We start from the raw sequence: 26990 nt of genomic DNA, 5'->3' as shown, positions 1-26990 counted from the left end.
ATGGCTCGCGAAAATTGGAGTAGTAAGCTCATCTATATTTCAACCGTTGCAGGTGCTACCATCGGCTTCGGTGCAACTTGGCGTTTTCCCTACTTAGTTGGTGAAAATGGTGGGGGTGCGTACCTAGTAGTTTTTTTTATTGCGATGTTGATTCTAGGTATTCCTATGCTTGTAGCAGAACATTTAATTGGACGCAGACTCCACACCAATGTAATCGATTCATTTAGTAATAAAGGGCTTAATCATCCAATCTCAAAATTATGGAAAGGCGTTGGAATTATTGCCATTCTTGGAGCATTTGGTATTCTTGCTTACTATATGGTTCTCGGCGGTTGGGTGATGAGTTATATCGGTGGAATTTCCTTTGGTGAAATCGACCTCTCTTCTCCTATCACAGCTGATATCGCCAAAAACTTTTTTGATAATTCCACACATAATCCTTGGAAGATGATTCTCTATACCTTTATCTTTGTCGCGATTAACTACTACATTCTCGTCAAAGGGATTATTGATGGTATTGAAAAAGTAATCCGCTGGGTAATGCCACTCTTTTTAATTCTCGTATTAGCGTTGATGATTCGCGCTCTTTTTCTACCTGGAGCAATGGAAGGCGTGAAATTTTATATCATCCCTGATTTTAGTAAAATTAATTCAAAAGTCATTCTATTAGCCCTTGGACAAGTATTTTTTGCCCTAAGCATCGGTTTTGGAGTAATGGTAACACTCTCTTCATATCTCAATAAAAAAGAGAATATTGTAGGGATTAGTATCAGTGCTGGCGTTATCAATACATTAATCCCTCTAGCAATTGGCTTTATTATCTTTCCTGCGCTCTTTTCTGCGGGTATCGCTCCGTCATCTGGCCCTTCTCTTGTATTCCAAGTATTACCCGCGGTTTTCTCAACGATTCCCTTTGGTGGTTTTTTTGCAGCCCTCTTCTTTATCCTTCTTCTACTTGCGGCGCTCACGACATCACTCACAATTTATGAAGTAACCATTACAACATTAATTGAGAAATGCAAAATGAAACGCCCTATTGCAACTTTCATTACGCTCGGTACTATTTTTATTTTTGGAAATGTCCCCAGTATTTTATCGGATAGTATTTGGAGTAACATACATATATTTGGTATGACAATTTTTGATGCTTTTGATTATATCAGCGCCAATATTCTCTTTATTACCACAAGCCTACTCTCTGCAATTTTTATCGGCTTTGTTCTAAAAAAAGATGTCGCTATTCGAGAAATTACCAATGATGGACATGTGAACAAAAAACTCGCGCCTATCCTCTTCTATCACATTAAATTTGTCATTCCTGCATTAATTCTGCTGATTTTTGTATTCTCTTTTACATAAAAAAAGAGAGATAAAAAAGGCGCTAATCTTGCGCCTTTTTTTATTCCCTCAATAGATCATTAATCAAGCTTTGTACGATTAAGACTCAATGAATTCAAAAGTACACTGACAGAGCTAAAAGCCATTGCACCACCCGCAAGAATTGGACTTAAAAAACCGAAAGCGGCAAAAGGGATACCAATAATATTGTAGATAAATGCCCAAAATAGATTCTGGCGAATCTTCCGCATCGTTTTTTCAGACAAAGTAATCATCTTTGGTAAACTCATAAGATCACCATTCATAATCGTTACATCACTCGATTCCATAGCAATATCAGTTCCTGTTCCCATAGCAATCCCTATATTAGCAAGAGCTAGAGCAGGGGCATCATTCATACCATCACCAACCATTGCCACAATCTTTCCTTCTACCTGTAATTTTTGGATAACGGCGGCTTTATCTTCAGGTTTAAGCTCTGCAATTACCTCTTCTTCACTCAACTCTACTTCCTCACCAATTTTTTGAGCAGTACGCCGATTGTCTCCGGTTAACATCAATACAGTAATGCCTCGAGCTTTTAGCGTTTGAATTGCTACCAAAGAACTCTCTTTCACACGATCAGCAATGGTTACCATCGCCACAGCAACCGTCTCTTTCCCCATCAAAACAACGGTTTCCCCCATTGACTCATGCTTTTCAATTAACGTACTGAAGTAATCGATTTGAATCCCTTTTTCAACCATCAATCGCGGAGAGCCGATGAAATACTGATGACCTGCAATGGATCCTTCTAATCCTGCTCCAATTAAGGCTTGAAAATTAGTAACAGCAACAGATGGTATTGAATGCTCTTTACCATACTGCACAACGGCTTTTGCTAAAGGGTGTTCAGAATGTGACTCAAGAGCAACTAAATGACTTAATAGCTCTTCTCTTTTTCCTAGAAACTCTAATTCATTAATAAAAAATCGTTGCACAGTAGGTTTTCCAGCAGTGATCGTTCCCGTTTTATCAAGAACAACAGTATTAATCTTGGCTACTCGTTCTAAAGATTCGCCATTTTTAATTAAAATCCCCTGTCTTGCACCAACCCCTGTTCCTACCATAATAGCCGTTGGCGTTGCTAATCCTAGCGCGCAAGGGCAAGCGATAACAAGAACTGCAACACTATGCATAATCGCATCTCCCCAGCTGCCGACAATTAACCATGTAACAAGAAGCGTTAAAAGGGCAATTACAATCACAGATGGAACAAAGATGGCAGAGACTCTATCTGCAATCTTTTGAATCGGGGCTTTGCTACCTTGAGCATCGTTTACCAGATGAATAATTTTCGATAACGTACTCTCATCTTCACTTTTGGTCGCTTCCATAACGAGTGCGCCTGCTTGGTTGATTGTGCCACTATATACACGATCATTTTCAGATTTATCGACAGGAATACTCTCCCCTGTCAACATACTTTCATCAATCGTTGAATTTCCTGAGATAACAAATCCATCTACGGGAATACTCTGACCAGGATGGACTAATAAGTGATCACCTGGTAAAACTGTATCAATCGGAACTTCTCGGTAAGTCTGATTATTCTCGCTACCATTATCGATACGAAAAGCTGTTTTAGCCTGTAATGACATTAAGCTGCGAATTGCATCACCCGTACGATTTTTAGCACGTTCTTCGAAATATTTCCCCAAAAGAATCAAGGTGATAATCACAGCGCTACTTTCAAAATAAAGGTGTGTTCGATCGCCACCCCAAAAACCATTATAGATACTCAAAAAATAAGCAGCTGTCGTCCCTAATGCAACAAGCACATCCATACTTGGTGCTTTTGCTCTCAGTGATGCCCACCCTGCTTTATAAAAGCGATAACCGATACCAAACTGAATTGGCGTTGTAAGCAATAGCTGGACCCAAGGTTCATGGACAAAAGCAACCCAACCATCATGAAAACCGAGCATCATTGCTATCATTCCCAGCAGCATAGGAGTGCTCAGTAACACACTAATTACAAGCTGAATACGCATTTTGCGAGTGGACAGTTCCTCTCTTTCTAGCAACTCTGACTGATGCGCTTCATCATCTACAATTGCACCGAATCCTGTTTTTTCAATATGGGCGATAATTGTTGTTACATCTATTTCTTGAGGATTATATTCAAAAATACCTTTTTTACTAGCAAGGTTAACATTTGCACGATAGATTCCTGATTTTTTACCCAATACACGCTCAATACGACCTGAGCAGTTTGCACAAGTCATCCCTGTAATTGCCAAGCGAGCAAATTGACGTTCGCTATTTGTTCCTGAATCTCTTGCTTCGTGCATGTCTTCTTCCTTTTATTTTATAACATTACATGAGCATTGCCCTTTAAAACAGTCACAATCAACTTTGGCAACACTCCGCTTTGTCGCTTGGGCTAGGCTCTCTTGAATCAATAAGATATCTTCACCTGTCAATGCCCGCGTCTCAATTAATTGGGCGATCTTCGCACCTCTATCTTTAGCACAAACAAATCCGAAGAGTTCTCTTGCGGCGTCACGCCATGCTTTATCTTCTTCAATCCCTGGTCGATACAGATACTTATTTCCAACTTCTCGTGTCTCTACTGCATATTTTGCAACTAAACGTGCCAAGAGCGTTTTTGTTGTTGTCGGTTTCCAACTTCGTTTTTTTTGCAAAATTTTCACAATATCTGCGCTACCAACCTCACCATTAGCCCACAAAACTCTCATAACTTCCCACTCTGCTGGGGTAATATTTACAGCACTCATATATTCACCGATAATAACAAAATTAAACTATAATTGTAGTTATACCTCGTTGTATCTGTCTACTAAATATACAAAACAAAACCGAAATTTTAATAAATTGAAAATTTATACGACGATCAATTTCTAAAACAGCTTAAGAGATAGTCCATAAAAAGACGAACTTTTGCTGAAATATAACGCCCACTTGGATAAACAAGGTAGACAGGCTTTTTCTCTGGACGATATTGTTGAAATAACTCAACGAGCTGATTATTCGCGATTGCAGAATCAACAGCATAATCAAAAAATTGCATAATTCCAAAACCATTAACAACAGTTTCAAGAGCGCCTAGAGAATTGCTATGCAGCATACATGGCACAAGATGGAAAGGATCTATTTCCTCCGAGAATTCCCATGGGATTAATTGTCCTGCGTTTAAAAAACGAAGACCAATACATTTATGATGATGCAAATCACTTATCTCTTTGGGCGCGCCATACTTCTTTAAATAAGCTGGTGATGCGACCAATCTTGGTTGAACAGCATCAAACTTTTTGGCCACGAGTCGCTCATCCTTGACATCACCAATTCGAATAGCAAGATCAAATTCATCTTTATTGAAATTCACGTAGGAATTACTTAACGATATCTCCAAATGAATTTGCTCACTATACTTTTCCAAAAAATCATTAATCAGAGGTAAACAACGTTTAATACCGTAACTATCAGGCATACTAATCCTTAAAACACCGCGAGGATCACTATTATTACTAATTTGTCTCTCAATATTACGGATATTTTCAACGGCTTCTTTACAGACAGAATAATAACATTTCCCCTCTTCTGTAAGGCGCATCGATCGCGTAGAACGATGAAATAATTTTATATTTAATTTTTTTTCTAACCTCGATATTGCCTTACTTACCGCCGATGGTGTTACTCCAAGAAATATTGATGTTTCCGTGAAATTTCGATTTTCTGCCGCTTTGCAAAATATCTGTATATCATTTAAATCCATCTCATCATTTATCTGCATCTTTTATCCCTTATTTATGCCTTGAAGGCATTAAAGATTTTCTAAGACTATATAGTAGAAGTTAAAAAAAATCACTAATATAAGACACGTCATTAAGATTTTTATTCAATACATCATTGATTCAACGTATTGAACTTACAAAAGTCTATCAACAAAAACAAAAGGAACTCTTATGAACTCATTATTATCATTAGCGACAAAACGTCGCTCTATATACCATATCGGTAACGATGTTAAACAATCAAAAGAAGAAATTACTGAAATTATCCGTGAAATTTCGAAACAAGCGCCATCGGCCTTTAACTCACAAAGCTCCCGTGTTGTTGTTCTCTTTGGTGATGAACATAATGCGCTTTGGGATATTGTTGAAAACGCACTTCGTAAAGTTGTTCCCGCTGAGAACTTTGAACCAACTAAAACAAAAATAGATTCATTCCGTGCAGGTTTCGGTTCTGTCATCTACTTCGAAGATGAATCTGTCGTTAAAAAACTCCAAGAACAATTTCCTGCATATGCAGCAAATTTCCCACGTTGGTCTGAGCATGCTCATGGTATTACTCTTTATGGCATTTGGATGGCTCTTGCTGAAGTAAATATTGGCGCAACAGTGCAGCATTATAATGAGTTAATTGAAGAAGAGGTCAGAAAACGTTGGAATATTCCTGCTGACTGGTCAATAAGAGCTCAAATGCCTTTTGGATCAATTGAGTCACCTGCAGAAGCCAAGGATTTTATGCCAACAGAGCAACGTTTTAGAACATTTGGCTAAAACAAGGCATCATTCTTCGTTAGTGATAAAAATAATTTACGACTCATCCGATCTTTATTAGGAAGTTTTGATTAAAGTCTTATAAAAAAGCCCCAATAGGTATGCGACTATTGGGGCTTTTCAATACGTCAATTCTACAAAAAAATCAATTTTTGTTATTCCTCAATCTCAGGATGTTGAGCAATCAATTGCTCCCGACGTTTTTGTAGACGCTCAATCTCCTCATCAATATTCTCAATACGACTCTCGATGCGGTCATAATGAGCTTGTAAAATCTCTTTCGCTTCACTGCGGTCAGACGCAATAGGTGTTTCACCTCGAAGTGGTCTGTTCGCTGTCTCTTTCATATTAAAAGTTAAGAAGATTCCAACACCCGCCGTTACCATTAGGTAGAAAGCCGGCACGTAGAGGTTGCCTGTTAACTCAATCAACCATGCCGTTACCGTTGGCGTGAAACCCGCAATTAAAATTGAAATATTAAATGCTGTTGCCATCGCGCTATAACGCACCTTCGTTGGAAAGATCGCCGGTAGGATTGAAGCCATCACACCGGTAAAGCAACTTAACATCAAAGCTAAGAAGACGAGCCCTAAGAAGATCAAGGCAACATTACCGGTATTAATGAGATAAAAAGCTGGAATTGCCCCAATAAGCATCCCAATACTACCAATCTTAATAAAAAGTTTACGCCCAAATCTGTCACTAAGCAGACCTACAACGGGCTGAACAAATAAAATACCAATCATAATAGCAATAATAATTAATACGCCATGATCCGCGCTATATCCTAGACTATGCGATAAATAACTTGGCATATAGGTTAAGAGCATATAATAAGTAACATTCGTTAAGATAACGATTCCGATGCAGAGAAAAACACTCTTCGTATTATTGCGGATAATCGTAATCAGTGACTCTTTCTCCGCAGGTTGTCCTTCGATAGTATCAGCATGCTTTTGATACGTTGGCGTCTCATCGAGTGCATGGCGCAGATACATCCCTAAAATTCCGAGCGGGCCAGCAATAAAAAATGGAATTCTCCACCCCCAAGATTCAAAGCGTGCATCACCCAATAGAGCAGTAATTAATACAACAACGCCTGCACCGAGTACAAATCCCGCGATTGAACCAAAATCCAACCAACTACTTAAAAACCCGCGACGACTATCCGGTGCATATTCTGCAACAAATATTGCAGCTCCAGTATATTCTCCACCAACAGAGAAACCTTGTGCCAATTTTGCGACAAGAAGCAAAATTGGCGCCCAAATTCCAATAGATGCATATGATGGAATAAGACCAATTGCAAAAGTACTAACAGACATAATAACAATGGTAACTGCTAATATTTTTTTCCGTCCAAACTTGTCTCCTAAAATTCCAAAAAAGATCCCTCCGATGGGTCTTACAAGAAATGGAACAGAGAATGTGGCTAATGAAGCTACAAGCTGCACGCCTGGTGATGCCTCTGGAAAAAACACTTTCCCAAGTACATAAGCTAAAAATCCATAGACCCCAAAGTCAAACCACTCAATGGCATTACCAAGCGCAGCTGCGGTAATTGCTTTTTTGAATTGGTCACCTTTTACGATCGTAATATCACTCAACTCCAATGGTTGATGTTCTTTTGTGTTTGTCATTAAATCTCCTTTCAAGATAGATAAATTCGATGAACCCTCGAATTGCTTCTAAGGAATTGCTTCCTCATTAGGGAAGTCCATTAAAATATCTATCTACTGGAAATATCAGTCGCAAACCCTAACAAAGCCCCTGATATCATCAATAAAATTGTCTAAAACTAGTAAATAATTGATTACAAATAGGATAGCGAGGCTCGATTTCTATTTGTAATTAATATTTCCTTTAAAGAAAGAAATTTTAATTTAAATTTTTAATTAGATATAAAACTCGATTATTGTAAAGGAAATTATGTTAAAAGCTCAATTTATCAGGTTAATGATTACCCCAATAGTAGAGTTACGACGGGATTTGAAATATTTCTCAAAACCTATAACATTTTTTATCAAAAAAATGATAATTTGTGTTTTATAAGGAAGAGAAATGCTTGTAAAAAGTATGTCACTACACGATATGATAAATATTTATACAAAAATAGTGATTTTATTATTAGAAATTTAACGCTCTTAGTGGAAAATTCGCTTCAATCCACCCCCCAAACAATTTATCTTGTAGTGAATAAATTAAAACAATTTTTATTTAAATTTTCGATTACGCTTCCCATTAAAAACGAAAATAGCAATAAATGAACTGAACCCACTTTTGGGGTTCAGTTCATTTTAGAGAGGCTTCTTCAATTTTTCATTATTTTACTCTTCAGGCTCATATCCCAAATTCGGTGCGAGCCATTTTTCTGCTTCTTTCAGATCCCAACCTTTACGCGTAGCATAATCTTCAACCTGATCACGACCAATTTTGCCAACCCCAAAGTAGTGGGCTTCAGGATGAGCAAAGTACCAGCCGGAAACTGCCGCTTGTGGATACATCGCAAAACTATCAGTAATTGCTAGACCAATTCGCTGATCAGGATTGAGAAGGCGCCAGAGTGTAGCTTTCTCCGTATGTTCTGGACAGGCTGGATATCCCGGCGCCGGGCGAATGCCGCGATACTCTTCTCGAATCAAGGCTTCATTATCAAGCATTTCATCTTTCGCATATCCCCAATACTCTTTACGCACCCGTTTATGGAGATACTCCGCTAAGCTTTCGGCAAGACGATCGGCAAGCGCTTTGAGCATAATCGCACTGTAATCATCATGATCAGCTTCAAATGCCTCAATATAGGGTTCAATGCCGATACCTGCCGTACAGGCAAATGCGCCGATATAATCCTCTTCACCAATAAAATCAGCAAGAGAGCGATTTGGCATCTCATTGGGACGCTCTGTCTGTTGACGCAGATGATGCAAACGTGCAAGTTCTTCTGTACGAGTATCATCTGTAAATAAAACTGTACTTTCACCTGCATTTGTTGCCGGAAAGAGCCCTATGACCGCCTTTGCGGTTAACCACTTATCCTCGATAATTTGTGCCAACATCTTCTCTGCGTCTTGATAGACTTTTGTCGCTTCTTCCCCAATAATCTCATCTTCTAATAATTTTGGGAACTTCCCACGCAATTGCCAGGAAGCGAAAAAGGGGGTCCAATCGATCGTCGCCACAAGATCCTCGAGCGGCACTTCAAACTCATGAATCCCCATCTTCTCCGGTTTTACAATATGATCAAATCTTAATTTTAAACGGTTATTAACCGCCTCTTGAAAGGGGATTAGCTTAATATCGCGCTGTCTTTCGAGATACGCTGTACGGCGCTTTTCGTAGTCTTCCTTCAAGTTCTTTTTAAACTCATCACGAAGCTCTGGACTAATCAAAGATTGCGCCACCCCAACAGAGCGGGAAGCATCACGCACATGAACCACTGTATGACGATATTGTGGGGCAATACGAACAGCAGTATGCGCAAGCGAGGTTGTCGCTCCACCAATCATAATAGGAATATCGAGACCTCGGCGCTCCATCTCTTTAGCAAAGCCAACCATCTCCTCAAGCGATGGCGTAATTAAACCGGAAAGACCGATCACATCCACCTGCTCTTCGAGCGCCTTCTCAATAATTGCCGGCGTGGGGACCATCACCCCCATATCGATCACCTCAAAGTTATTACATTGCAATACAACACCGACAATATTCTTCCCAATATCGTGAACATCACCCTTTACTGTCGCCATCAAAATCTTGCCATTTGACTGACTCATATCGCCAAACTTTCTCTTCTCCTCCTCAATAAAGGGGATCAAATAAGCTACCGCACGCTTCATCACTCGCGCTGATTTGACCACTTGGGGCAGGAACATCTTCCCTTCACCAAAAAGATCTCCCACCACATTCATACCGGTCATTAAGGGGCCTTCAATCACCTCAATCGGCCGTGAAAAACTTTGTCGTGCAAGTTCAGTATCCTCTTCAATATAGCTATCAACGCCATTGACTAAGGCATAGGTTAATCGCTCAGCAACAGGAAGCGCTCGCCATTCGAGATTCTCCTCTTTACGAGTAGCGCCCGCCCCTTGATATTTCTGTGCTAGCTCTAAAAGGCGTTCGCTCGCTTCAGGATCTCGATCAAATAGCACATCTTCAATCCCCTCCCGTAACTCTTCGGGGATATCCTCATAGATCGCAAGCTGACCGGCATTGACAATCCCCATCGATAATCCCCGCGCGATTGCATGATAGAGAAAGACCGCATGAATCGCTTCACGCACTAGATTGTTCCCTCTAAAAGAGAAGGAGACATTGGAGATCCCCCCTGAGATATGGACATAGGGGAGATTTTTCCGAATCCATTGCGTCGCTTCCAAAAAATCTAGCCCATAACGATTATGTTCTGAAATGCCCGTTGCAATCGCAAAGACATTCGGGTCGAAGATAATATCCTCTGCCGGAAAGTTGACCTCATTGACCAAAATATCATACGCTTTTGAGCAGATCTCAATCCGGCGTTCTAAATTATCCGCCTGCCCTGCCTCATCAAATGCCATCACCACAATGGCTGCGCCATATTTTTTCGCCAGTTTTGCCTGCGCAATAAATTGCGCAACCCCCTCTTTCATCGAGATTGAATTAACAATCCCTTTCCCTTGAATGCACTTAAGCCCCGCTTCTAAGATCTCCCACTTTGAGGAGTCGATCATAATGGGCACTTTAGAGATATCGGGCTCTGAAGCAATAAGATTGAGGAAGGTGACCATCTCCGCTTTCGAATCGAGCATCCCCTCATCCATATTAATATCGATAATCTGCGCGCCATTTTCCACTTGATCACGCGCGACTTCCAAGGCTTCGGCATAATTCTTCTCTTTAATCAGGCGCTTAAAACGGAGAGAGCCGGTGATATTGGTTCGCTCACCCACATTGGCAAAGAGCGATTCACCAATCGTTAAGTTACACGCCTCTAAGCCTGAAAGGCGCAAGGATTTAGGCTTCTCCTCCGGAATACGAGGAGCGATCAATGCAACCTTTTCAGCAATTTTCGCAATATGTTCCGGCGTTGTTCCACAACATCCCCCCACGATATTAAGAAAGCCTGATTCTGCCCATTCGGCCATCTCTAACGCCATCTCATCAGCGCCAAGATCATACTCACCAAACGCATTGGGAAGGCCCGCATTAGCATGAGCAGAGAGATAAAATTCTGAAATACGAGAGAGCTCTGCAACATAATTTCGCAGAAGATCGGGTCCTAACGCACAATTAAGGCCGATCGAAAAGGGGCGAACATGGCGTAACGAATTGTAGAAAGCTTCGGTCGTCTGCCCTGAAAGCGTCCGCCCTGAAGCATCTGTAATAGTACCGGAGATCATCACCGGCAATCGAATCCCTCTCTCTTCAAAAAAGGTCTCGATCGCAAAAATCGCCGCTTTCGCATTGAGCGTATCGAAGATAGTCTCGACCATTAAGATATCGGCACCGCCGTCCACCAAGCCAGAAATGGCTTCCAAATACCCTTCAACTAATTGATCAAAAGAGGTGTTTCTAAAACCAGGATCATTCACATCAGGGGAGATCGAGGCCGTCTTACTCGTAGGGCCTAAAACCCCCACCACAAATCGAGGCTTTTCCGTTGTGCTATAACGCTGACACGCACGCTTAGCTAATTGCGCTGCCTCATAATTGATCTCATAAACATAAGGCTCCATCCCATAATCGGCCATCGACATTTGAGTAGCATTGAAGGTGTTGGTCTCAATAAGATCAGCGCCCGCCGCAAGATAGGCCTCATGAATCGCCAAAATAATATCGGGTTGCGTTAAGACTAAAAGATCATTATTCCCCTTAAGATCTTGGGGCCAATCGGCGAAACGTTCACCACGAAAATCAGCCTCTTCTAAATGAAGTTTTTGAATCATTGTGCCCATGGCACCATCAAGAATCAAAATACGTTGTTTTGCTAAATTCTCAAGCGCTTGTAAATCAACCATTATTTCCCCCAAATACTCTCATTGATCTTATTTATTTTGTAATATCCGACAGTTATCTTTATGCAAGCTTGCATGAATGTCTATCATTTTTTTACATAAAAAAACTAATGGCAATCTCTTTTATGAAACTGACCATTAGTTTTTTGAATGAGTAAATAGCAATTGTTTATCTAGATTGCATTAGCCACATTTTACGGGATATTAATCGGAGCAATTGCTGGTTTTACCGACTTACTATCGATAATCAATGTTGGTTGAAGTGAAGGATTCGAAGGATAACCTGAACCACCCCATTTCATGACAACTTGACCTTTTCCATCACTATATACAGAGAGATCTGACCAACCATTTGTGGTTGCTTCTAAGATATAGATCGGCGCATTTGTAACGGTTGATTTTGATGCAAGTTTATAGTCACCATTTGGTAAACCTTCAAAAACTAACATCGTACAACCACCAGAACCACACCACTCAGCACCTTCTAGCAATACAACGCTATCATCTATACCATCTTTATTTAAATCCGCATAAGCGGCTTTAAAATTCACATCGCTCTTCGTGTATTCTTTAACGGCTTTGTTGAGCTGTGGAGAAAATTTAACGCCATTCACTGCACTTGTTGTTTGACATCCAGCTAAAAAAAACGCTGTTATTGCTGTAAGTAATAATGTTTTTTTCATAATTCCCTCGCTTTTGTATATTTCCATTAAAAGAACTACTTATTTATAAGCCGCGTGCTTATCAACAGATTGAATTACACATCAAATAGATATATTTATTGTTCACCTGTTCATAAAGCACCAATTAATCCAACAACTTAATGATATTAATTTACAATTACTATACTACTCCAAATTTTCAAATGTGGAAATCTCTCTTTATGAAGATTTTTTTTGAAAATTCTCTTGCAATCAACCTCCTTTCTAATCTATATTGAAAAAACTGTAACTTCTTTAAACATTTTTAAAGAATACTCTTATCAAGAGCGGCGGAGGGAAAGGCCCTATGATGCCCGGCAACCTGATGAAAATTAAGGTGCTAATTCCTTCATAGTTCACTGCACAAATTTGTGTAACTATGAAAGATAAGTTGTGTAAAGCCAACACTTGATGAGAAAAGTGCTGGCTTTTTTAATGCCAGAATTATTTTCAAATACTTAATAATAAATAACGATAAAGGATTACGGCATGAGTGCACAATATGTAGAGTTACTAAATCAAAGTTTGGCGGAATTCCCGGCAGATGTGAATGTATCATTTGAATTCTTTCCACCCAATAGTGAACAGATGGTCACAACATTGTGGAACTCTATTGAGCGATTAAAAAGTTTAAAACCCGAATTTGTCTCAGTGACCTATGGCGCAAATGCTTCAACGCGCGATCGTACTCATAAAGTCATCCAGGATATTGTAGAGAAGACAGATCTAACGGCAGTCCCTCATCTGACATGTATTGATACCTCAAAAGAAGAGCTTATCGATATTGCTAACAATTATTGGGATTTAGGTATCCGACATATATTAGCACTACGTGGAGATCTCCCTAAAGGCGCTGAGAACCCTGAAATCTATGCGGATCATCTTATTAAAATTCTGAAAGAAACTCATAACTTTGATATCTCTGTTGCAGCTTACCCTGAGGTACATCCCGAGGCAAAGAGTGCCCAGGCAGATCTATTACATCTGAAGCGAAAAGTCGATGCGGGAGCAAACCTTGCAATTAGCCAATTTTTCTTCGATATCGATGCGTTTCTTCGCTTCAGGGATCGCTGTGTTGCTGTTGGCATTGAGGCGGAAATTGTCCCAGGAATCTTACCTGTTTCAAATTATACTTCATTAATAAAATTTGCCGATCCGCTTAATGTAAAAATTCCTTCTTGGCTACATAAACGTTATGAAGGCTTAGAAAAAGACCCAGAAACTCGTAACCTTGTCGGCGCTAGTATCGCGATCGATATGGTTCGAGTATTACGAAAAGAGGGCGTTAAAGATTTTCATTTCTACACACTCAATCGATCAGAACTCACTTATGCCATCTGCCATACATTAGGATTAAGACCACAAGGGTTACAACCATAAGCTGCGTAAAAAAGAGATAATGCCATAACAGGAACTTATCTCTTTTAATTTTAGAATAAATCTGCAATTATTTAATCGTTAATTGATAACTCTCTTCAATAAGAGATCTCAATTCAGCATCACTGACATCTCCCTCTAATTTAACACTAATCCAATGCTCTTTATTCATATGATAAGCAGGGAAAATATCTTTTTTACAGCGTAAAGAGCCGAGTACCTCAGGATCAACTTTTAAGTCGATCACATCTATCACAGTTTCATCTTCATCATCTTGCAGTTTATTGCCTGCCACATCCATAATCAGAGCAAACCATTTACCACCAATAGAATGCCGAAACACACTATAATTAGGATATTTTTCCCATAGATATTCTGGTTCAACATCGTACTCTTTTTGAATGTAACTGATTAACGCTTTTCTATTCATATGCCCCATTTTTTAATCGATGCTTGTAATAAAGATTATCCCTTGATTAAATTTTAAAAGGATTAGGGATTGTTGACGGCACAATAATATGGCGACCAACATTATTCACATCTGTCTCTCCACAAAAAGCCATACTCACATCGAATTCATTGCGAATAATCTCTAATGCTTTTGTCACTCCTTTCTCTCCATACGCCCCTAGACCATAGAGATAAGCGCGGCCAATCATAGCTCCTTTGGCCCCTAGTGCAACAGCTTTCAGCACATCTTGCCCCGAACGAATACCGCTATCAATAAAGACTTCCGTATCAGTATTTTGTAATGCCTCAACAATCGAGGGAAGAACTGAAATTGAAGAGAGAGCACCATCAAGCTGGCGACCACCGTGATTACTCACAACAATCGCATCAGCACCAACACTATTGGCCAGTTTTGCATCTTCTGCATCTAAAACGCCTTTGAGAATAATCTTTCCTCCCCAAACCTCTTTGATCCATTCAATATCATTCCAATTAAGTGTTGGATCAAACTGTTGCGATGTCCATGATGAGAGCGAACTTGGATCATCAATACCATCAACATACCCGACAATATTGCCAAATTGTCGGCGCTTTGTTTTGAGCATATTCCAACACCAACGCTGCTTCATCAAAAGATTCAACCAATTACGTAGAGTCGGTTTAGGTGGGACGGAAAGACCATTTTTAAGGTCTTTATGCCGCTGTCCGATCATTTGAAGATCTAATGTAATAACCAATGCATCACATCCTGCTTCCTTCGCTCTCTCGATTAAACTTCGCATAAAATTACGATCACGCATCACATAAAGTTGGAACCAAAAGGGCTTATTAACCTCCTTTTTTATATCTTCCAAAGAGGCAATACTCATGGTTGAAAGGGTATAACGAATGCCAAAATCAGATGCTGCTCGGGCTGCTAATATCTCACCATCGGGATGAACCATACCGACTAAACCTGTCGGCGAGATTGAAAGAGGCATCGACATCTCAATTCCTAACATTTCGCGTTTAAGATTACGATTTTCCATGTTGCGCGCAACTTTCTGAATAAACTTAATTTTCTGAAAATCAGACTCATTTGCATGATAAGTCGACTCGGTCCAAGATCCTGAATCAACATAATCATAAAACATCTTTGGAACGCGTCGTTTTGCGATAAGACGTAAATCTTCAATGTTGGTAATCGTTGTCATAATTATTTTTCTACCAAAAAACAAACTTTATCTCACTGAATATACGAAATTAATTCAAAAAAAGTTTCATCATTCAGACCTAAATTCATTTTAACTATACTGCTGAATACCGAAGGTGACAATGAAAAAATGACCAAATAGTTTAATATTGCAACCGCTTTTTCGCTCATTTTCCCGCATTAAAAATTGACGTAATACTTAAAACAGGCTATACATATATGCAATGCCGATTTGATAACAGCTTGCGGGCATAACAGCTAAAGCGTCCATCTCTATACGAGATTCTCCTTTTTCCTGTGGTGCAACACTTTTGGAGAGCAAGCCGGCAGATTTTATTACGGCTTTTGCGAAAGGAGAGATTCAATGGCCCTCGATATCAACCCTAACTTACCCATTCTCGATTACGCACAATTTATCGCAGGAGGTAATGAGCGTGAAGAATTTTTAGAAAATCTTCGGTATGCTGCCCATGAAATCGGTTTTTTTTATCTCAAAAACCATGGGGTTTCCCAAGAATTAATTAAAGAAGCACAGACGCTGTCTAAAAAGTTCTTTGCACTTCCTTTAGAAGCTAAACAAACGATTCACATGGCCAACTCACCACATTTTAGAGGATATACCAATATCCATGATGAAATTACTCGAGAACGCCCTGACAGCCGTGAGCAATTTGATTACATGCCAGAGTATGAGGCAATTCCACTTGAGGAAATCCCTAAAGACCAACCTTGGTTGCGCCTACAAGGGCCTAATCAATGGCCCACAGAAATCCCACGTTTTAGAGAAGTTTTTCAAAGACTTCAAGCAGATCAAACTGATCTTGCCAAGTCGATGCTAACAGCTTTCGCTTTAGCGCTCGGGCAAGATGAGAATGTATTTGCCCACACTTACGCTCATAAACCCTCTGTACTTTCAAAAGTGATTCACTATCCGGGTGTCGGCGGGGAGCAAGGTGTCGGTCCTCATAAAGATTCTGGCTATATTACTTTTGTTCAACAAGAAGATACTGCCGGCTTAGAGGTACTAAAAGATGATAAATGGGTTGTTGCTGAGCCAATTGAAGGAACCTTTGTTGTCAATATTGGAGAACTCTTAGAGATCGCATCTCAAGGATATCTCAAAGCAACGCTGCATCGCGTAGCCCCATCACCTATTGGTAATGATCGTTTTTCTATTGCTTACTTTTTAACATCGCAACTAGATGCGACCGTACCGCTTCTAGAGCTTCCTAAAACGCTACAAAGGAAATCCTTCTCTGTTACTCAAGACCCTAAGAACCCTCTATTTACGCAAATTGGTAAAAACTTTCTCAAGGGCCGTTTGCGCTCTCACCCTGATGTTGCCAAAAACTTCTATCAAGATATTCGCATTGAAGACTTAATCTAAAACAGCAATACCTATTAATTTCAACCACCGAACTTTGCGCCTATTTTGGCAATATAAATATATATTTATACATCAGCACATCATATAGTTAAAGGGATTAATATTATGATTACTTTTAAAAAAACAGCTTATTACTTGCTCATTGTACTAATGACAATTTTCACTTTTTTTATAACATCTGTACATGCACAGTCCACTTCATCCACCAAAGATGATAAGGAGAAAACCTGGTTAAAAGTAGGGACATCCTCTGGAGACTTTGGCGATCTTGTTCGCGAATTTTTAATTCCAGCAATGAAAGAGATTGGCTACCATGTTGATCTAACAGAAATCAACGATATTGTGATTCCCAACATCAGTGTTGATGAAGGGACGTTAGACTTTAATATTTTCCAACACAAACCTTATATGGATGAATATAACGCCAATAATAACGGCAAACTTTACGCCTTGGTACAAATTCCTACGGCACCTTACGGTATTTATGCAGGAAAATCAAAAGCCTTGACAGATATTCATAACGGCGCGACCATTGCTATTCCTTCAAATGTTACAAACTATTCTCGTGGTTTATGGATATTAGAGGCTTTAGACTGGATCAAACTCCGTAAAGATGCTGATCGGTTTGCGCTCCGTAAAACAGATATTCTTGAAAATCCCTATCATCTTAATATTAAAGAAGTGGATGCAGCACAGATCCCAAGAGTTCGTCAAGATGTTGATTTCGCTATTATTAATGGTAATTTTGCACACGAAGCGGGTATTCCCTTTACCCAAGCTCTTTTCATTGAACCCAGTAAGTATTTTGTAAACTGGGTCGTAATCAATGAGAAAAATAGAGGTACCAAGTGGGCAAAATTTCTCGAAGAGACTCTTAACTCTACTGAATTTAAAACATTTACTGCAGAACGTTTCCCTGGCTACAATCTTCCCTTATCATGGGAAGAAGACCCCAAATAATTTATCATTTTTCTAAGAGATTAATGCTTCTACAAGTATTAATCTCTCTCACGTATATACTTTAATCGTTATATTTATGAAAAAAAAGATCTACGAAACGCCCGCGTTGGATGGCGAAAATGGTTGGTTTGAAACCTCCACCAATCGTAACATAATCTTATCCGAGCCACTCAAAGGTAATTATCAATTCGATATTGTTATTATCGGAGCTGGGTTTACCGGTATCTCAACTGCTATACGCTTAGCAGAGATCGACCCTTCACTCTCAATAGCATTAGTCGATGCTCTAAGAATTGGGCAAGGGACGTCAGGGAGAAATGCAGGTTTTCTCTCCGATATTCCTCACCATTTTGACTTTAATAAATTTTCTATTGATGAAGTCGAGCAATCAACTCAATTAAGCCTATTTGCACTTGATCGTTTACGATCTTACAAAGATCAATTTAATATCCCTACGTGGGATGATGCTGGTAAATACCTCTCTGCACGAGAAGAAAATAGCGTTAAAGAACTTCAAAATTTCGTGCAATCACTTCAAAAAGCAAATATTGAGTACGAATGGGTAGAAGGCGAGGCTCTTACCCAACGATTTGGCACAGATTACTACCGGGCTTCTGTCTATACAAAAGGCAATGTTTTAGCAAATCCAGCCACGCTGATCCGCGGTGTAAGCCAAGCCTTACCCGAATCAATTACTCTCTTTGAAAACAGCCCTGTTGTTGGTATTGATTTCGCCGAAAAAACTCAAAAAGTCCATTTTGTTGGCGGACAAATTCACACCTCAAAAGTTGTCTTAACAACAAATGGTTACCTCAATGCCTTTGGTATTGCCGGCAATAAAACATTACCTGTTTTTACGTATGCAAGCTTAACCGCGCCACTTTCTGACACCATTTATCATGAGTACTTTAATGGTATAAAACCTTGGGGCACAACACCCGCGCATTATGCTGGAACAACCGTTCGACTCACCCATGACCGGCGCATCTTTATTCGTAACAGCTTCGATTATTGCTCATCATTACGGGCAAGTGGACCACATCGAGAAACTGCGTGGAAAATACACAATCAATCATTTATAGCTCGATTCCCTTTCCTAAAAGAGATGAATTTTCAATACACATGGGGCGGACTAATTTCTCTCACTCGTAATCAAAATCCACAATTTGAATCTCCACGCAAAAATGTATTTGTCGTTGCAGGCTGTAATGGTTCGGGCGTCGTAAAAGGTACCTATCTTGGCTATTACATGGCCGATTACATTTCAGGAATTGATAGTGAAAATCTTCGCTTTATTCTTAAAAACTCTAAACCAAACTGGATTCCACGAGGCCCCATTCGTTCAGTTGTCACAAAATACCGAATTCCTCATGACACGAATGCTGCAAAAGGCGATGTTTAACATCCCATTCATTCGAACTACTCCCATTAAGATCAGCGGGAGTCAAGTAATATTCCCGCTACAATAAAAGTCGATGCGAAAAATACCAATAAAGATTGGTCACTGTCAGATTGAAAAGGCTCCCATCTAAACATCCTTTTAATTCACATAAAACAGAATACTAAAGTATTGACAAATGCTGCCACCGAGCACAAAAAGATGCCAAATACCGTGGGCGTGCTTCATACGTTCATCAAGTAAGAAAAAGATGACACCGATGGTATAAACAATTCCACCGAGCACAAGCCAAAAAATACCTTCTGAAGAGAGCGCTATGGAGAGCGGTTTTGCTGCAATGACAATTAACCACCCCATAACAAGGTAGATTATCATCGAGAAAATCTGCGTCCGTCTGCCAATCCAAATCTCTTGAATAATACCGATTAAACAGAGCCCCCACGAAATACCGAAGAGTGACCAACCCCAAGGGCCGCGAAGAGTGACCAATGTATAAGGCGTATAACTAGCAGCGATAAGAATATAGATTGCGCAATGATCGAGTACCTGAAAAATATTCTTACCGTTTCCTGGTCTTAATAGATGATAGATCGTAGAGATGAGATAAAGAATAATCAGAGCGCTACCATAAATCGCTGCACTAACGATCTTCCAAGCATCATCATAAAGACTTGAATAGACCATTAAAAATGCCATACCACCGATGGCTAATAATGTACCGAAAAGATGTGAATAGGTATTAAAGCGTTCACCGTGTGGCATTGCCACTCCTTTGTGATAAATAAGAAAATCAGTCTGTTCTAAAAGAGATTGTAGATAACTTTTGCTTGAAAGACATTTTATCACGAGTACTTGTAAAGCCACGAAATTACCTTTTACTCCATCTTGAACTCCACTATAATGCCTATTAATTCTATTTTTACTCGTTGAAATTATGGAGATTTTTTAAATGCGTAAACGCACATCACAATTTAATATCGAAGGCTTTCGTAAAAAGCCAAAATCATTCCGACTAAAGCCTTTAGCGGCGATTGTTGCATCAGCGTTTATTCTTGCTGCATGCGGCGGTAATGATAAAGCAGAAGAAGTCTCGATGTACCGTAATGTTGAAGAATGTGTTCGCTACAATCCTAGCGAAAAAGCATTATGTGAAACAACGTTTGCGCAAGCACAACAAGAAGCGATGGAGACTGCTCCACGTTTTACCTCACGTGAAGATTGTGTTGCTGAATTTGGGGAAGCAAATTGCCAAATTGCACCCGTTAATCAAGAGCATGCAACAGCACAACAATCTGGCGGTAGCATGTGGATGCCGCTCATGGCAGGTTTTCTTTTTGGACGCATGATGAATGGGTTCAACGCACATAAGCCGCTCTATTCCCCACAAGCGGGAGCCGGTAAAGGTTCAATGTATGATGCAAGTGGTAAAAGTTTTGGGAATGTAACACCCGGGAGTAAAGTTAAAGTTAATCCATCAGATCTTAAGCCAGGAAAACCTGGCCAAACACTTCGTCGTGGAGGATTTGGGCAGATGGTCTCAAAACAGAGTATGGCAAGTAAATCGGCCACGTCTAATACTCGCTCATCTAGTCGATCAACACCTGTTCGTTCATTTGGTGGTTAAGCATTCATGAAGCGTATTGCGATTAAAGAGCGCCCTAACTGGCAAGTGCTCGCAGAGGAGTTTGGCTTTAATTTTCACACAATGTATGGCGAACGTTATTGGTGTGAAGATTTCTACTATCAATTTGGACTTAAAGAGATTGAGTTAATTGAAGATGCCACTGAAGAGCTCCATCAAATGGCTCTTCAAGTGGTAGATCGTGTTGTTAAGAGTGAGCGCTTACTTGAAAAGTTTCAGATTCCGCCACAAAATTGGCGTTTTATTCGCGACTCATGGGAGCGGGAAGAACCTTCTCTCTATGGCCGTTTTGATTTCGCATACAACGGTGAAGGTGAGCTTAAAATGCTCGAATATAATGCCGATACCCCGACATCTTTGTATGAAAGTGCATTTTTCCAATGGCTCTGGCTTGAAGATCAGATCGAAGCAAAAAATCTCCCAATGATTGCTGATCAGTTCAATAGTATTCAAGAAAAGCTCATCTCCCGATTTGATGATCTGCGTGCTTTTTACAATGTGGAGTTACTTCATTTCAGTTGCTGTGAAGATTCCGAAGAAGATCGTGGAACAGTTCAATATCTTGAAGATTGCGCGCAAGATGCTGGGCTCGAGACAAAATTTCTCTACATTGAAGAGATTGGTATTAATAGCGAACTCGAATATACCAATCTTGAAGATGAGCCTATTCAGGCAATCTTTAAACTCTATCCATGGGAATTTATGCTCGGCGAGGATTTCGCTAGCTATCTCGATATGGGGAAAACCCTTTGGTTAGAACCCGGTTGGAAGGCAATTCTCTCTAATAAAGCACTTTTACCACTTTTATGGGAGATGTTCCCAAATCATAAATACCTACTTCCGTCCTATTTTTCGAACGATCCAAAAGCAAAAAATTTAACGTCATATGTGAAAAAACCGTTCTTTTCGAGGGAAGGCGCAAATGTGGAAATTGTGCAAAATGGCGAAATTCTTGAAAGTGCCGATGGCCCTTACGGGATTGAAGGATCTATTATTCAAGAATATATACCGCTCCCTGTTTTTGACGGCAGCCATGTTGTCATTGGGAGTTGGGTCGTCAATGATACTGCTTGTGGGCTCTCGGTTAGGGAAGATCATTCAAAAATTACTCAAGATCTGTCCCGTTTCTATCCCCATGCGATTATTGGATAAATATCCAACCTACAAAACAACTCAAACACCTCAATGTATCTTCGAGGTGCTTACAAGAGAGGGGACTCTTATTAGAGATAATACATATAGTTACCCTCTTCACCCTGTGCTTTGAGAGCGATGTCAGCAAGCGAGATATTTTTAAGGATTTTTTCTAATCCTGTCGCAATAGGCGAATAGACCATTGTAATAAGCGCTTTTTCAATTTTCGGAGCATTTTCAAAAACAGTTGCTTCATTTTCTGCAAAAAGCGTTGACTCAACGCTATATAGAATTTCATAAAGCGTCGTTTCATCGGGAGTTTTAGCAAGATAATAGCCCCCTTGCGCCCCTTTAATTGAGCCCACAACGCCACCACGACGAAGTTCAGAAAAAATTCGTTCTAAATAAATTTTTGAGATCCCTAAGTCATCCGCAATTTCCAAAACAGTAACAGTCTGTTGTGCTTCATACACTAACGCCATTTTTGTCAAAGATGCTAATGCATAACGTGATTTTGCTGATAATTTCATAATGACCTCATTGAATATTTAATTGACAACTATTTCCCACTCCTGCTAATGTTATGCAAATAACATTAAACATATAATAAATGTATGATTAATAATCGTCAATGCATTTATCGACCCAACAGGAAGGAACGTCACAATGACAAAGATTTATGAAAGCTTAACGGAATTGATTGGCAACACCCCTCTCTTAAAACTCAACCGTTTTTCAAACGAACAAAATCTCAAAAAACCGTTACTTGCAAAGCTTGAATACCTTAATCCTGCCGGTAGCGTGAAAGATCGTATTGCTTTTGCTATGATTGATACCGCTGAAAAAGCGGGCTTACTGAAAAAAGGATCCGTCATTATTGAACCAACGAGCGGTAATACCGGCATCGGCCTTGCATCTGTGGCGGCAGCAAAAGGATATCGAATTATCTTAACTATGCCAGAAACAATGAGTATTGAGCGTCGTAATCTTCTTAAGGCTTATGGTGCCGAACTTGTACTAACAGATGGTACAAAAGGAATGAAAGGTGCGATAGCTCGAGCGGATGAACTCTCAAAAGAGATTCCCAATGCAGTTATCCTCGGACAATTTGTCAATCCCGCAAATCCAAAAGTACACCGTGAAACAACGGGGCCTGAAATTTGGGAAGATACCGATGGGCAAGTCGATATTGTCCTTGCAGGGATTGGTACCGGCGGCACCATTACCGGTATTGGGGAATTCCTTAAATCCAAAAATCCTAAAATCCAGATTATTGCTATTGAACCAGAATCGTCCCCTGTTCTCTCTAAAGGAACAGCGGGGCCACATAAAATTCAAGGTATTGGTGCAGGTTTTATTCCTGATACCTTAGATACGAGTGTATATGATGAAGTTGTCACTGTTTCAGATATCGATGCCTTTGAGATGGCACCAATTGTTGCGGGAACGGAAGGATTATTAATCGGGATATCCTCAAGTGCGGCCATTAAAGCAGCGGTTGAAGTTGCAAAACGTCCAGGCAATGCAGATAAAAATATTGTGGTTATTCTCCCTGATAGTGGTGAGAAATATCTTTCAACTCCCCTCTTTGAAAAAGAATAATCGTCCCCATATTAAAGGTATGGCGTTTATGCCTCCTTTTAAACGCTTGAATTTAACCCAATTAGCAATTGCTAATTGGGTCTTTTTTATTTCAAAACAAAATATCGTTAACGAGTTTTAGCCCATCGTCGAAACTGGTCGGCACACCACGCACAAATCCCGCTCCAAATGCCTAAAATTCGCATTTGGTGGCGCCGGTAAAGGGTAATATGTGCCACTTTTGCAGATACCCCACGAAACTCAAGCCCTTTAAAAACAGTATTACGACCAAACATCCCAAAAGAGGCATATTGCCCGATACTAACCAATGATCCTCGATCGACATATTTAAACACAGGCATTGAATAATCACCGGCAATAATCTTTTGGAAATATTTACTCAGATAGAGCGCTTGCTGGGATGCCGATTGTGCCGTTGGTGCAAGCGGAGAATCTTTTACAAAAGAACAATCGCCAATAGCAAAGATACGATCATCATTCAGTAATTTAAAATAAGGATCTACAACCAACTGCGAAATTTTTGTTAATTCAACATCTCCAATTGTTTTAAGAACATCTGGTGCTTTAATTCCTGCGGTCCAAACCACATGATCTGCCGGAAGGGATTCACCATCTTTGAGCACTACATGATCATCAAAAACCTCTGAAACTGCCGTTGATAAGAGAACTTTCACCCCGATTTTTTCCATCGATTTCCGCACCGATTCGCTGATCGTAGGCTTAAATGTTGGTAAAACCCGATTATCTGCTTGAATCACTGTAATATCCATATATTGCATAAGGTTATCGTTACTATAATTCGAGCTAATTTTAAGTTGGTCAATCAGTTCTCCACTGAGCTCAACGCCTGTTGCACCCGCACCTACAATAACAAGATGATACTTCTGTTTCAAAAGAGCGGATCGAATTAATTGATCAGAAAAAACTCGACGAAACTCTAAAGCACTCTGGAGATCATCCACTTTGCTTGCGTACTCCTTTACCCCCTTAATACCAAAATCATTACTCTGACTTCCCATAGCAATAATCAGATAATCATAGGAAATTGTCCGTTCCGGCAAGACCTCTTCATTTGTCTCGTCAAAATAAGGTGCTAAGATGATTTCGCGAGTTTCCCGATTAATAGAAGAAACGGTTCCTGGCTGATAGATAAACCCATGTCGTTTTGCCTGGGCAAGGAATAGAACACTCTGCTCATCCGGCGATTGACTACCCGCGGCAAAGGTATGAAGCATTGGCTTCCAAATATGAAGTGCATTTCGATCAATCAACGTTAAATTAAATTGTTTTGAGCAATTCTGTTTCGCTAATCGATAAATAAATTCTAAACCGGCAACGCCTCCCCCTAAAACCACAATATTCTTCTTCTGCATAATTTCCCCTTAAAACACAGCTTTATTGAGCAAGAAAAATTCACTAATTTCCCTTTTAGCTCATAAGGTTAGAAACCTTAGTTTATTTATAATAAATAAAAGCGGAGAGGTTTGTAAAAAAATTATAATATTTGTTCTATAAACCCAGCAGGTATAATCGCCTACAAACACCTCAGGGATAGGACTGCTTCTATACTAATGACTCTCCATGATCGGAAATATAAGGCAAAAATGTGCTATTCAATCCTTCGAGATGCTCAATTTTCATGACATAAATTATTGAAAAAGAGGCTACACGCCCCTTTCCTTTATATTATCAATGAACAACTCACTCTATCTACTCTATTTTATGAGATATGATCATCAAATCCCATCGTTACATGGCTTGCATCGCAAAAAGGTTTATTGCGAGATTTTCCACAACGACATAATGAAAGCCGATTACGTTTCTCATAAATCTCACCATCACTTCCTTCTAGTTCAAAATCGCCTCGAGCATTTAAACTCGCACTAACACCATTTGCTGGGTCTTCTGCAATGCCGATTGTATCTTCGTATTCAGCCTCCACTAATTGACCATCAATAACGGAAGTTAAACGGCCTGAAGGGCAGCTTGAAGCACCTTCTACTGCCTCACGAGCATTTTCAGGATCCTCTGATTGCTCTGTCAACGTCCAAACTTCTCCTCGCTCCCTATGACAAAATCGAGCAAATGCACAACGTTCATCATCAAGCATTGCAACTCGCGAGCCTTTAAACGTTTCACTTCGATCAATATATGGGGTTTGATCAGCAGTTTCAGTGCCATCAAATCCAACTTTTTCATGAGAACCATCACAAAAAGGGGTATTTTTCGATTGCCCGCAACGGCAGAGATGGTACTCTTTTTGTTCTGGAAAACGCTGAACTGTAATATTCGTCAGTATACCGTCTGCATTTGGTGTATACGTTTCTTGGACAAGATTTTTAAGCCCAGTTACAACATAAGGTCCGTTTTTTGTAATCTTTACTTTAAACATTTGGCGCTCTCCAAAGAATAAAATCTTTTATTTTCATACTCTTAAAAGTATACGCCCGCAATGAAATGAGATTGCTTTTATAAAAAAAATAAATGAAATTCACCAATACAATCTAAGAAACCGTAGGATACTGTTGAATAATTTCTAAAATACCATTAATTACAAATTGCACACCAATACAAACGAGTAAAAAACCCATCAAACGAGAAATTGCGTTAATCCCTTTTTGACCAAGAAAACGCATAATACCATTGGAAAAATAGAGACTTAACCATAATGCCACAGCAATAATAACAGCCACTAAAGGTGGGGCTAACAAGAAGGTTAATTCCGATACTCGAGGATCTGTATGTAATGTGGAGGCCGTACTCACCACCAATGCAATAGTTCCTGGCCCTGCTGTTGCTGGCATTGCTAATGGTACAAAACTAATACTCGAACTCGTCCTTGGAGCAAGATCTGGCGATGGTGTCGATGCTTTCGGCGTTGGGAACAGCATCGTGAAACCAATAAATGCAACGATCATGCCGCCAGAAATACGGAGTCCTGCAATCGAGATTCCAAAAGCATGCATAATATAATTACCGATATACCACGTCGTCATCAAAATAATAAAGGTATATAGCGCACTTTGATAGGCTGTTTTATCGCGCTCAGCCTTTGGCATATCGCCGGCTAATCCTAAAAACATCGCAACCGCTGTCAATGGATTTGCTAAGGGAAGTAGTAAGACCGTTCCTAAAAAGACCGCTTTGATTAACTCCATTAAATTTCCTCTCTAAAATAATGATTATTATCTTTAATAATACCATTTACATTTTTAATCTTAATAAAAAGAAAATTAATACTCCCCTTTGC

General features: G+C 39.8%; 22 protein-coding genes and 1 riboswitch. Of the genes, 9 read left to right on the top strand and 13 right to left on the bottom strand.

The window, feature by feature from the left end; genetic code table 11:
- Entirely contained in the window at positions 1 to 1359 is a 1359-nt protein-coding gene (locus ACPF7B_RS08455; RefSeq protein ID WP_490505371.1) for a sodium-dependent transporter, read from the top strand.
- A 59-nt stretch (positions 1360 to 1418) separates the two neighbouring features.
- Here the strand turns inward: ACPF7B_RS08455 and ACPF7B_RS08450 are convergent, their stop codons facing one another.
- The 3 genes from ACPF7B_RS08450 to ACPF7B_RS08440 all read right to left on the bottom strand — a co-directional run bounded on the left by ACPF7B_RS08450 (position 1419) and on the right by ACPF7B_RS08440 (position 5134).
- Positions 1419 to 3671, bottom strand: coding sequence for a heavy metal translocating P-type ATPase (locus tag ACPF7B_RS08450; RefSeq protein ID WP_490505370.1), 2253 nt, complete (start codon positions 3669 to 3671; stop codon positions 1419 to 1421).
- Positions 3672 to 3683: 12 nt separating this feature from the next.
- A complete protein-coding gene (locus tag ACPF7B_RS08445; protein WP_490505369.1) occupies positions 3684 to 4118 on the bottom strand; it encodes a CopY/TcrY family copper transport repressor in 435 nt (144 codons plus the stop codon).
- Positions 4119 to 4234: 116 nt separating this feature from the next.
- Positions 4235 to 5134, bottom strand: coding sequence for a LysR family transcriptional regulator (locus ACPF7B_RS08440; protein WP_490505368.1), 900 nt, complete (start codon positions 5132 to 5134; stop codon positions 4235 to 4237).
- A gap of 172 nt (positions 5135 to 5306) precedes the next feature.
- On the opposite strand from ACPF7B_RS08440, the gene ACPF7B_RS08435 reads away from it, so the two are divergent.
- Positions 5307 to 5903: a nitroreductase family protein gene (locus ACPF7B_RS08435; RefSeq protein ID WP_490505367.1), complete on the top strand. Its 597-nt coding sequence runs from the start codon at positions 5307 to 5309 to the stop codon at positions 5901 to 5903.
- Between the two features lie 155 nt (positions 5904 to 6058).
- On the opposite strand, the gene proP is transcribed toward ACPF7B_RS08435, so the two are convergent.
- The 3 genes from proP to ACPF7B_RS08420 all read right to left on the bottom strand — a co-directional run bounded on the left by proP (position 6059) and on the right by ACPF7B_RS08420 (position 12579).
- A complete protein-coding gene (proP, locus tag ACPF7B_RS08430) occupies positions 6059 to 7543 on the bottom strand; it encodes a glycine betaine/L-proline transporter ProP (RefSeq protein ID WP_490505366.1) in 1485 nt (494 codons plus the stop codon).
- Positions 7544 to 8230: 687 nt separating this feature from the next.
- Positions 8231 to 11899 (bottom strand): methionine synthase, encoded by a 3669-nt coding sequence (metH, locus tag ACPF7B_RS08425; protein WP_490505365.1) that lies wholly within the window; start codon positions 11897 to 11899, stop codon positions 8231 to 8233.
- 191 nt (positions 11900 to 12090) lie between these two features.
- Complete coding sequence (locus ACPF7B_RS08420) at positions 12091 to 12579, bottom strand: COG3650 family protein (RefSeq protein WP_490505364.1); 489 nt, start codon at positions 12577 to 12579, stop codon at positions 12091 to 12093.
- A gap of 293 nt (positions 12580 to 12872) precedes the next feature.
- Positions 12873 to 12990, top strand: a riboswitch (SAM riboswitch).
- A 96-nt stretch (positions 12991 to 13086) separates the two neighbouring features.
- Here ACPF7B_RS08420 and metF point away from each other — a divergent pair.
- Entirely contained in the window at positions 13087 to 13977 is an 891-nt protein-coding gene (gene metF / locus ACPF7B_RS08415; RefSeq protein WP_490505363.1) for a methylenetetrahydrofolate reductase, read from the top strand.
- A 67-nt stretch (positions 13978 to 14044) separates the two neighbouring features.
- Here the strand turns inward: metF and ACPF7B_RS08410 are convergent, their stop codons facing one another.
- The gene (locus ACPF7B_RS08410) at positions 14045 to 14404 is read right to left on the bottom strand and encodes an MmcQ/YjbR family DNA-binding protein (RefSeq protein ID WP_490505362.1); all 360 of its coding nucleotides are present in this window, start codon (positions 14402 to 14404) and stop codon (positions 14045 to 14047) included.
- Between the two features lie 46 nt (positions 14405 to 14450).
- The gene (locus ACPF7B_RS08405) at positions 14451 to 15617 is read right to left on the bottom strand and encodes an alpha-hydroxy acid oxidase (protein WP_490505361.1); all 1167 of its coding nucleotides are present in this window, start codon (positions 15615 to 15617) and stop codon (positions 14451 to 14453) included.
- 363 nt (positions 15618 to 15980) lie between these two features.
- Here ACPF7B_RS08405 and ACPF7B_RS08400 point away from each other — a divergent pair, with 363 nt between their 5' ends.
- The 3 genes from ACPF7B_RS08400 (at position 15981) to ACPF7B_RS08390 (ending at position 19365) form a co-directional block, all read left to right on the top strand.
- On the top strand, positions 15981 to 17003 hold the full coding sequence (locus ACPF7B_RS08400; protein ID WP_490505360.1) for an isopenicillin N synthase family dioxygenase: 1023 nt from the start codon (positions 15981 to 15983) through the stop codon (positions 17001 to 17003).
- A 105-nt stretch (positions 17004 to 17108) separates the two neighbouring features.
- Complete coding sequence (locus ACPF7B_RS08395; RefSeq protein WP_490505359.1) at positions 17109 to 17963, top strand: MetQ/NlpA family ABC transporter substrate-binding protein; 855 nt, start codon at positions 17109 to 17111, stop codon at positions 17961 to 17963.
- Between the two features lie 76 nt (positions 17964 to 18039).
- Entirely contained in the window at positions 18040 to 19365 is a 1326-nt protein-coding gene (locus ACPF7B_RS08390) for an NAD(P)/FAD-dependent oxidoreductase (RefSeq protein ID WP_490505358.1), read from the top strand.
- A 138-nt stretch (positions 19366 to 19503) separates the two neighbouring features.
- Here ACPF7B_RS08390 and trhA read toward each other — a convergent pair whose 3' ends face one another.
- The gene (trhA, locus tag ACPF7B_RS08385; RefSeq protein WP_490505357.1) at positions 19504 to 20124 is read right to left on the bottom strand and encodes a PAQR family membrane homeostasis protein TrhA; all 621 of its coding nucleotides are present in this window, start codon (positions 20122 to 20124) and stop codon (positions 19504 to 19506) included.
- A 187-nt stretch (positions 20125 to 20311) separates the two neighbouring features.
- Between trhA and ACPF7B_RS08380 the strand changes: the two genes are divergently transcribed.
- Both ACPF7B_RS08380 and ACPF7B_RS08375 read left to right on the top strand, forming a co-directional pair.
- Positions 20312 to 20986, top strand: a complete 675-nt coding sequence (locus ACPF7B_RS08380) for a DUF1190 domain-containing protein (RefSeq protein WP_490505356.1) — start codon at positions 20312 to 20314, stop codon at positions 20984 to 20986.
- Positions 20987 to 20992: 6 nt separating this feature from the next.
- Positions 20993 to 22156: a glutathionylspermidine synthase family protein gene (locus ACPF7B_RS08375; RefSeq protein ID WP_490505355.1), complete on the top strand. Its 1164-nt coding sequence runs from the start codon at positions 20993 to 20995 to the stop codon at positions 22154 to 22156.
- A 71-nt stretch (positions 22157 to 22227) separates the two neighbouring features.
- Here the strand turns inward: ACPF7B_RS08375 and ACPF7B_RS08370 are convergent, their stop codons facing one another.
- Positions 22228 to 22668 carry an RrF2 family transcriptional regulator gene (locus tag ACPF7B_RS08370; RefSeq protein WP_490505354.1) on the bottom strand — a complete coding sequence of 147 codons (441 nt, stop codon included), beginning with the start codon at positions 22666 to 22668 and terminating at the stop codon, positions 22228 to 22230.
- Between the two features lie 136 nt (positions 22669 to 22804).
- Between ACPF7B_RS08370 and cysK the strand changes: the two genes are divergently transcribed.
- Positions 22805 to 23740: a cysteine synthase A gene (gene cysK / locus ACPF7B_RS08365; RefSeq protein ID WP_490505353.1), complete on the top strand. Its 936-nt coding sequence runs from the start codon at positions 22805 to 22807 to the stop codon at positions 23738 to 23740.
- Between the two features lie 107 nt (positions 23741 to 23847).
- Here the strand turns inward: cysK and ACPF7B_RS08360 are convergent, their stop codons facing one another.
- The 3 genes from ACPF7B_RS08360 to ACPF7B_RS08350 form a co-directional block, all read right to left on the bottom strand.
- Positions 23848 to 25113: an NAD(P)/FAD-dependent oxidoreductase gene (locus tag ACPF7B_RS08360; protein WP_490505352.1), complete on the bottom strand. Its 1266-nt coding sequence runs from the start codon at positions 25111 to 25113 to the stop codon at positions 23848 to 23850.
- A gap of 347 nt (positions 25114 to 25460) precedes the next feature.
- On the bottom strand, positions 25461 to 26132 hold the full coding sequence (locus tag ACPF7B_RS08355; RefSeq protein WP_490505351.1) for a CDGSH iron-sulfur domain-containing protein: 672 nt from the start codon (positions 26130 to 26132) through the stop codon (positions 25461 to 25463).
- Positions 26133 to 26244: 112 nt separating this feature from the next.
- Positions 26245 to 26898, bottom strand: coding sequence for a MarC family NAAT transporter (locus tag ACPF7B_RS08350; protein WP_490505350.1), 654 nt, complete (start codon positions 26896 to 26898; stop codon positions 26245 to 26247).
- Positions 26899 to 26990 lie beyond the last annotated feature (92 nt).

Source organism: Ignatzschineria sp. 22MB058224, from assembly GCF_058188435.1.
The sequence above is the reverse complement of the archived record's forward strand: the minus strand, read 5'-3'. Positions and strand labels throughout refer to the sequence as shown.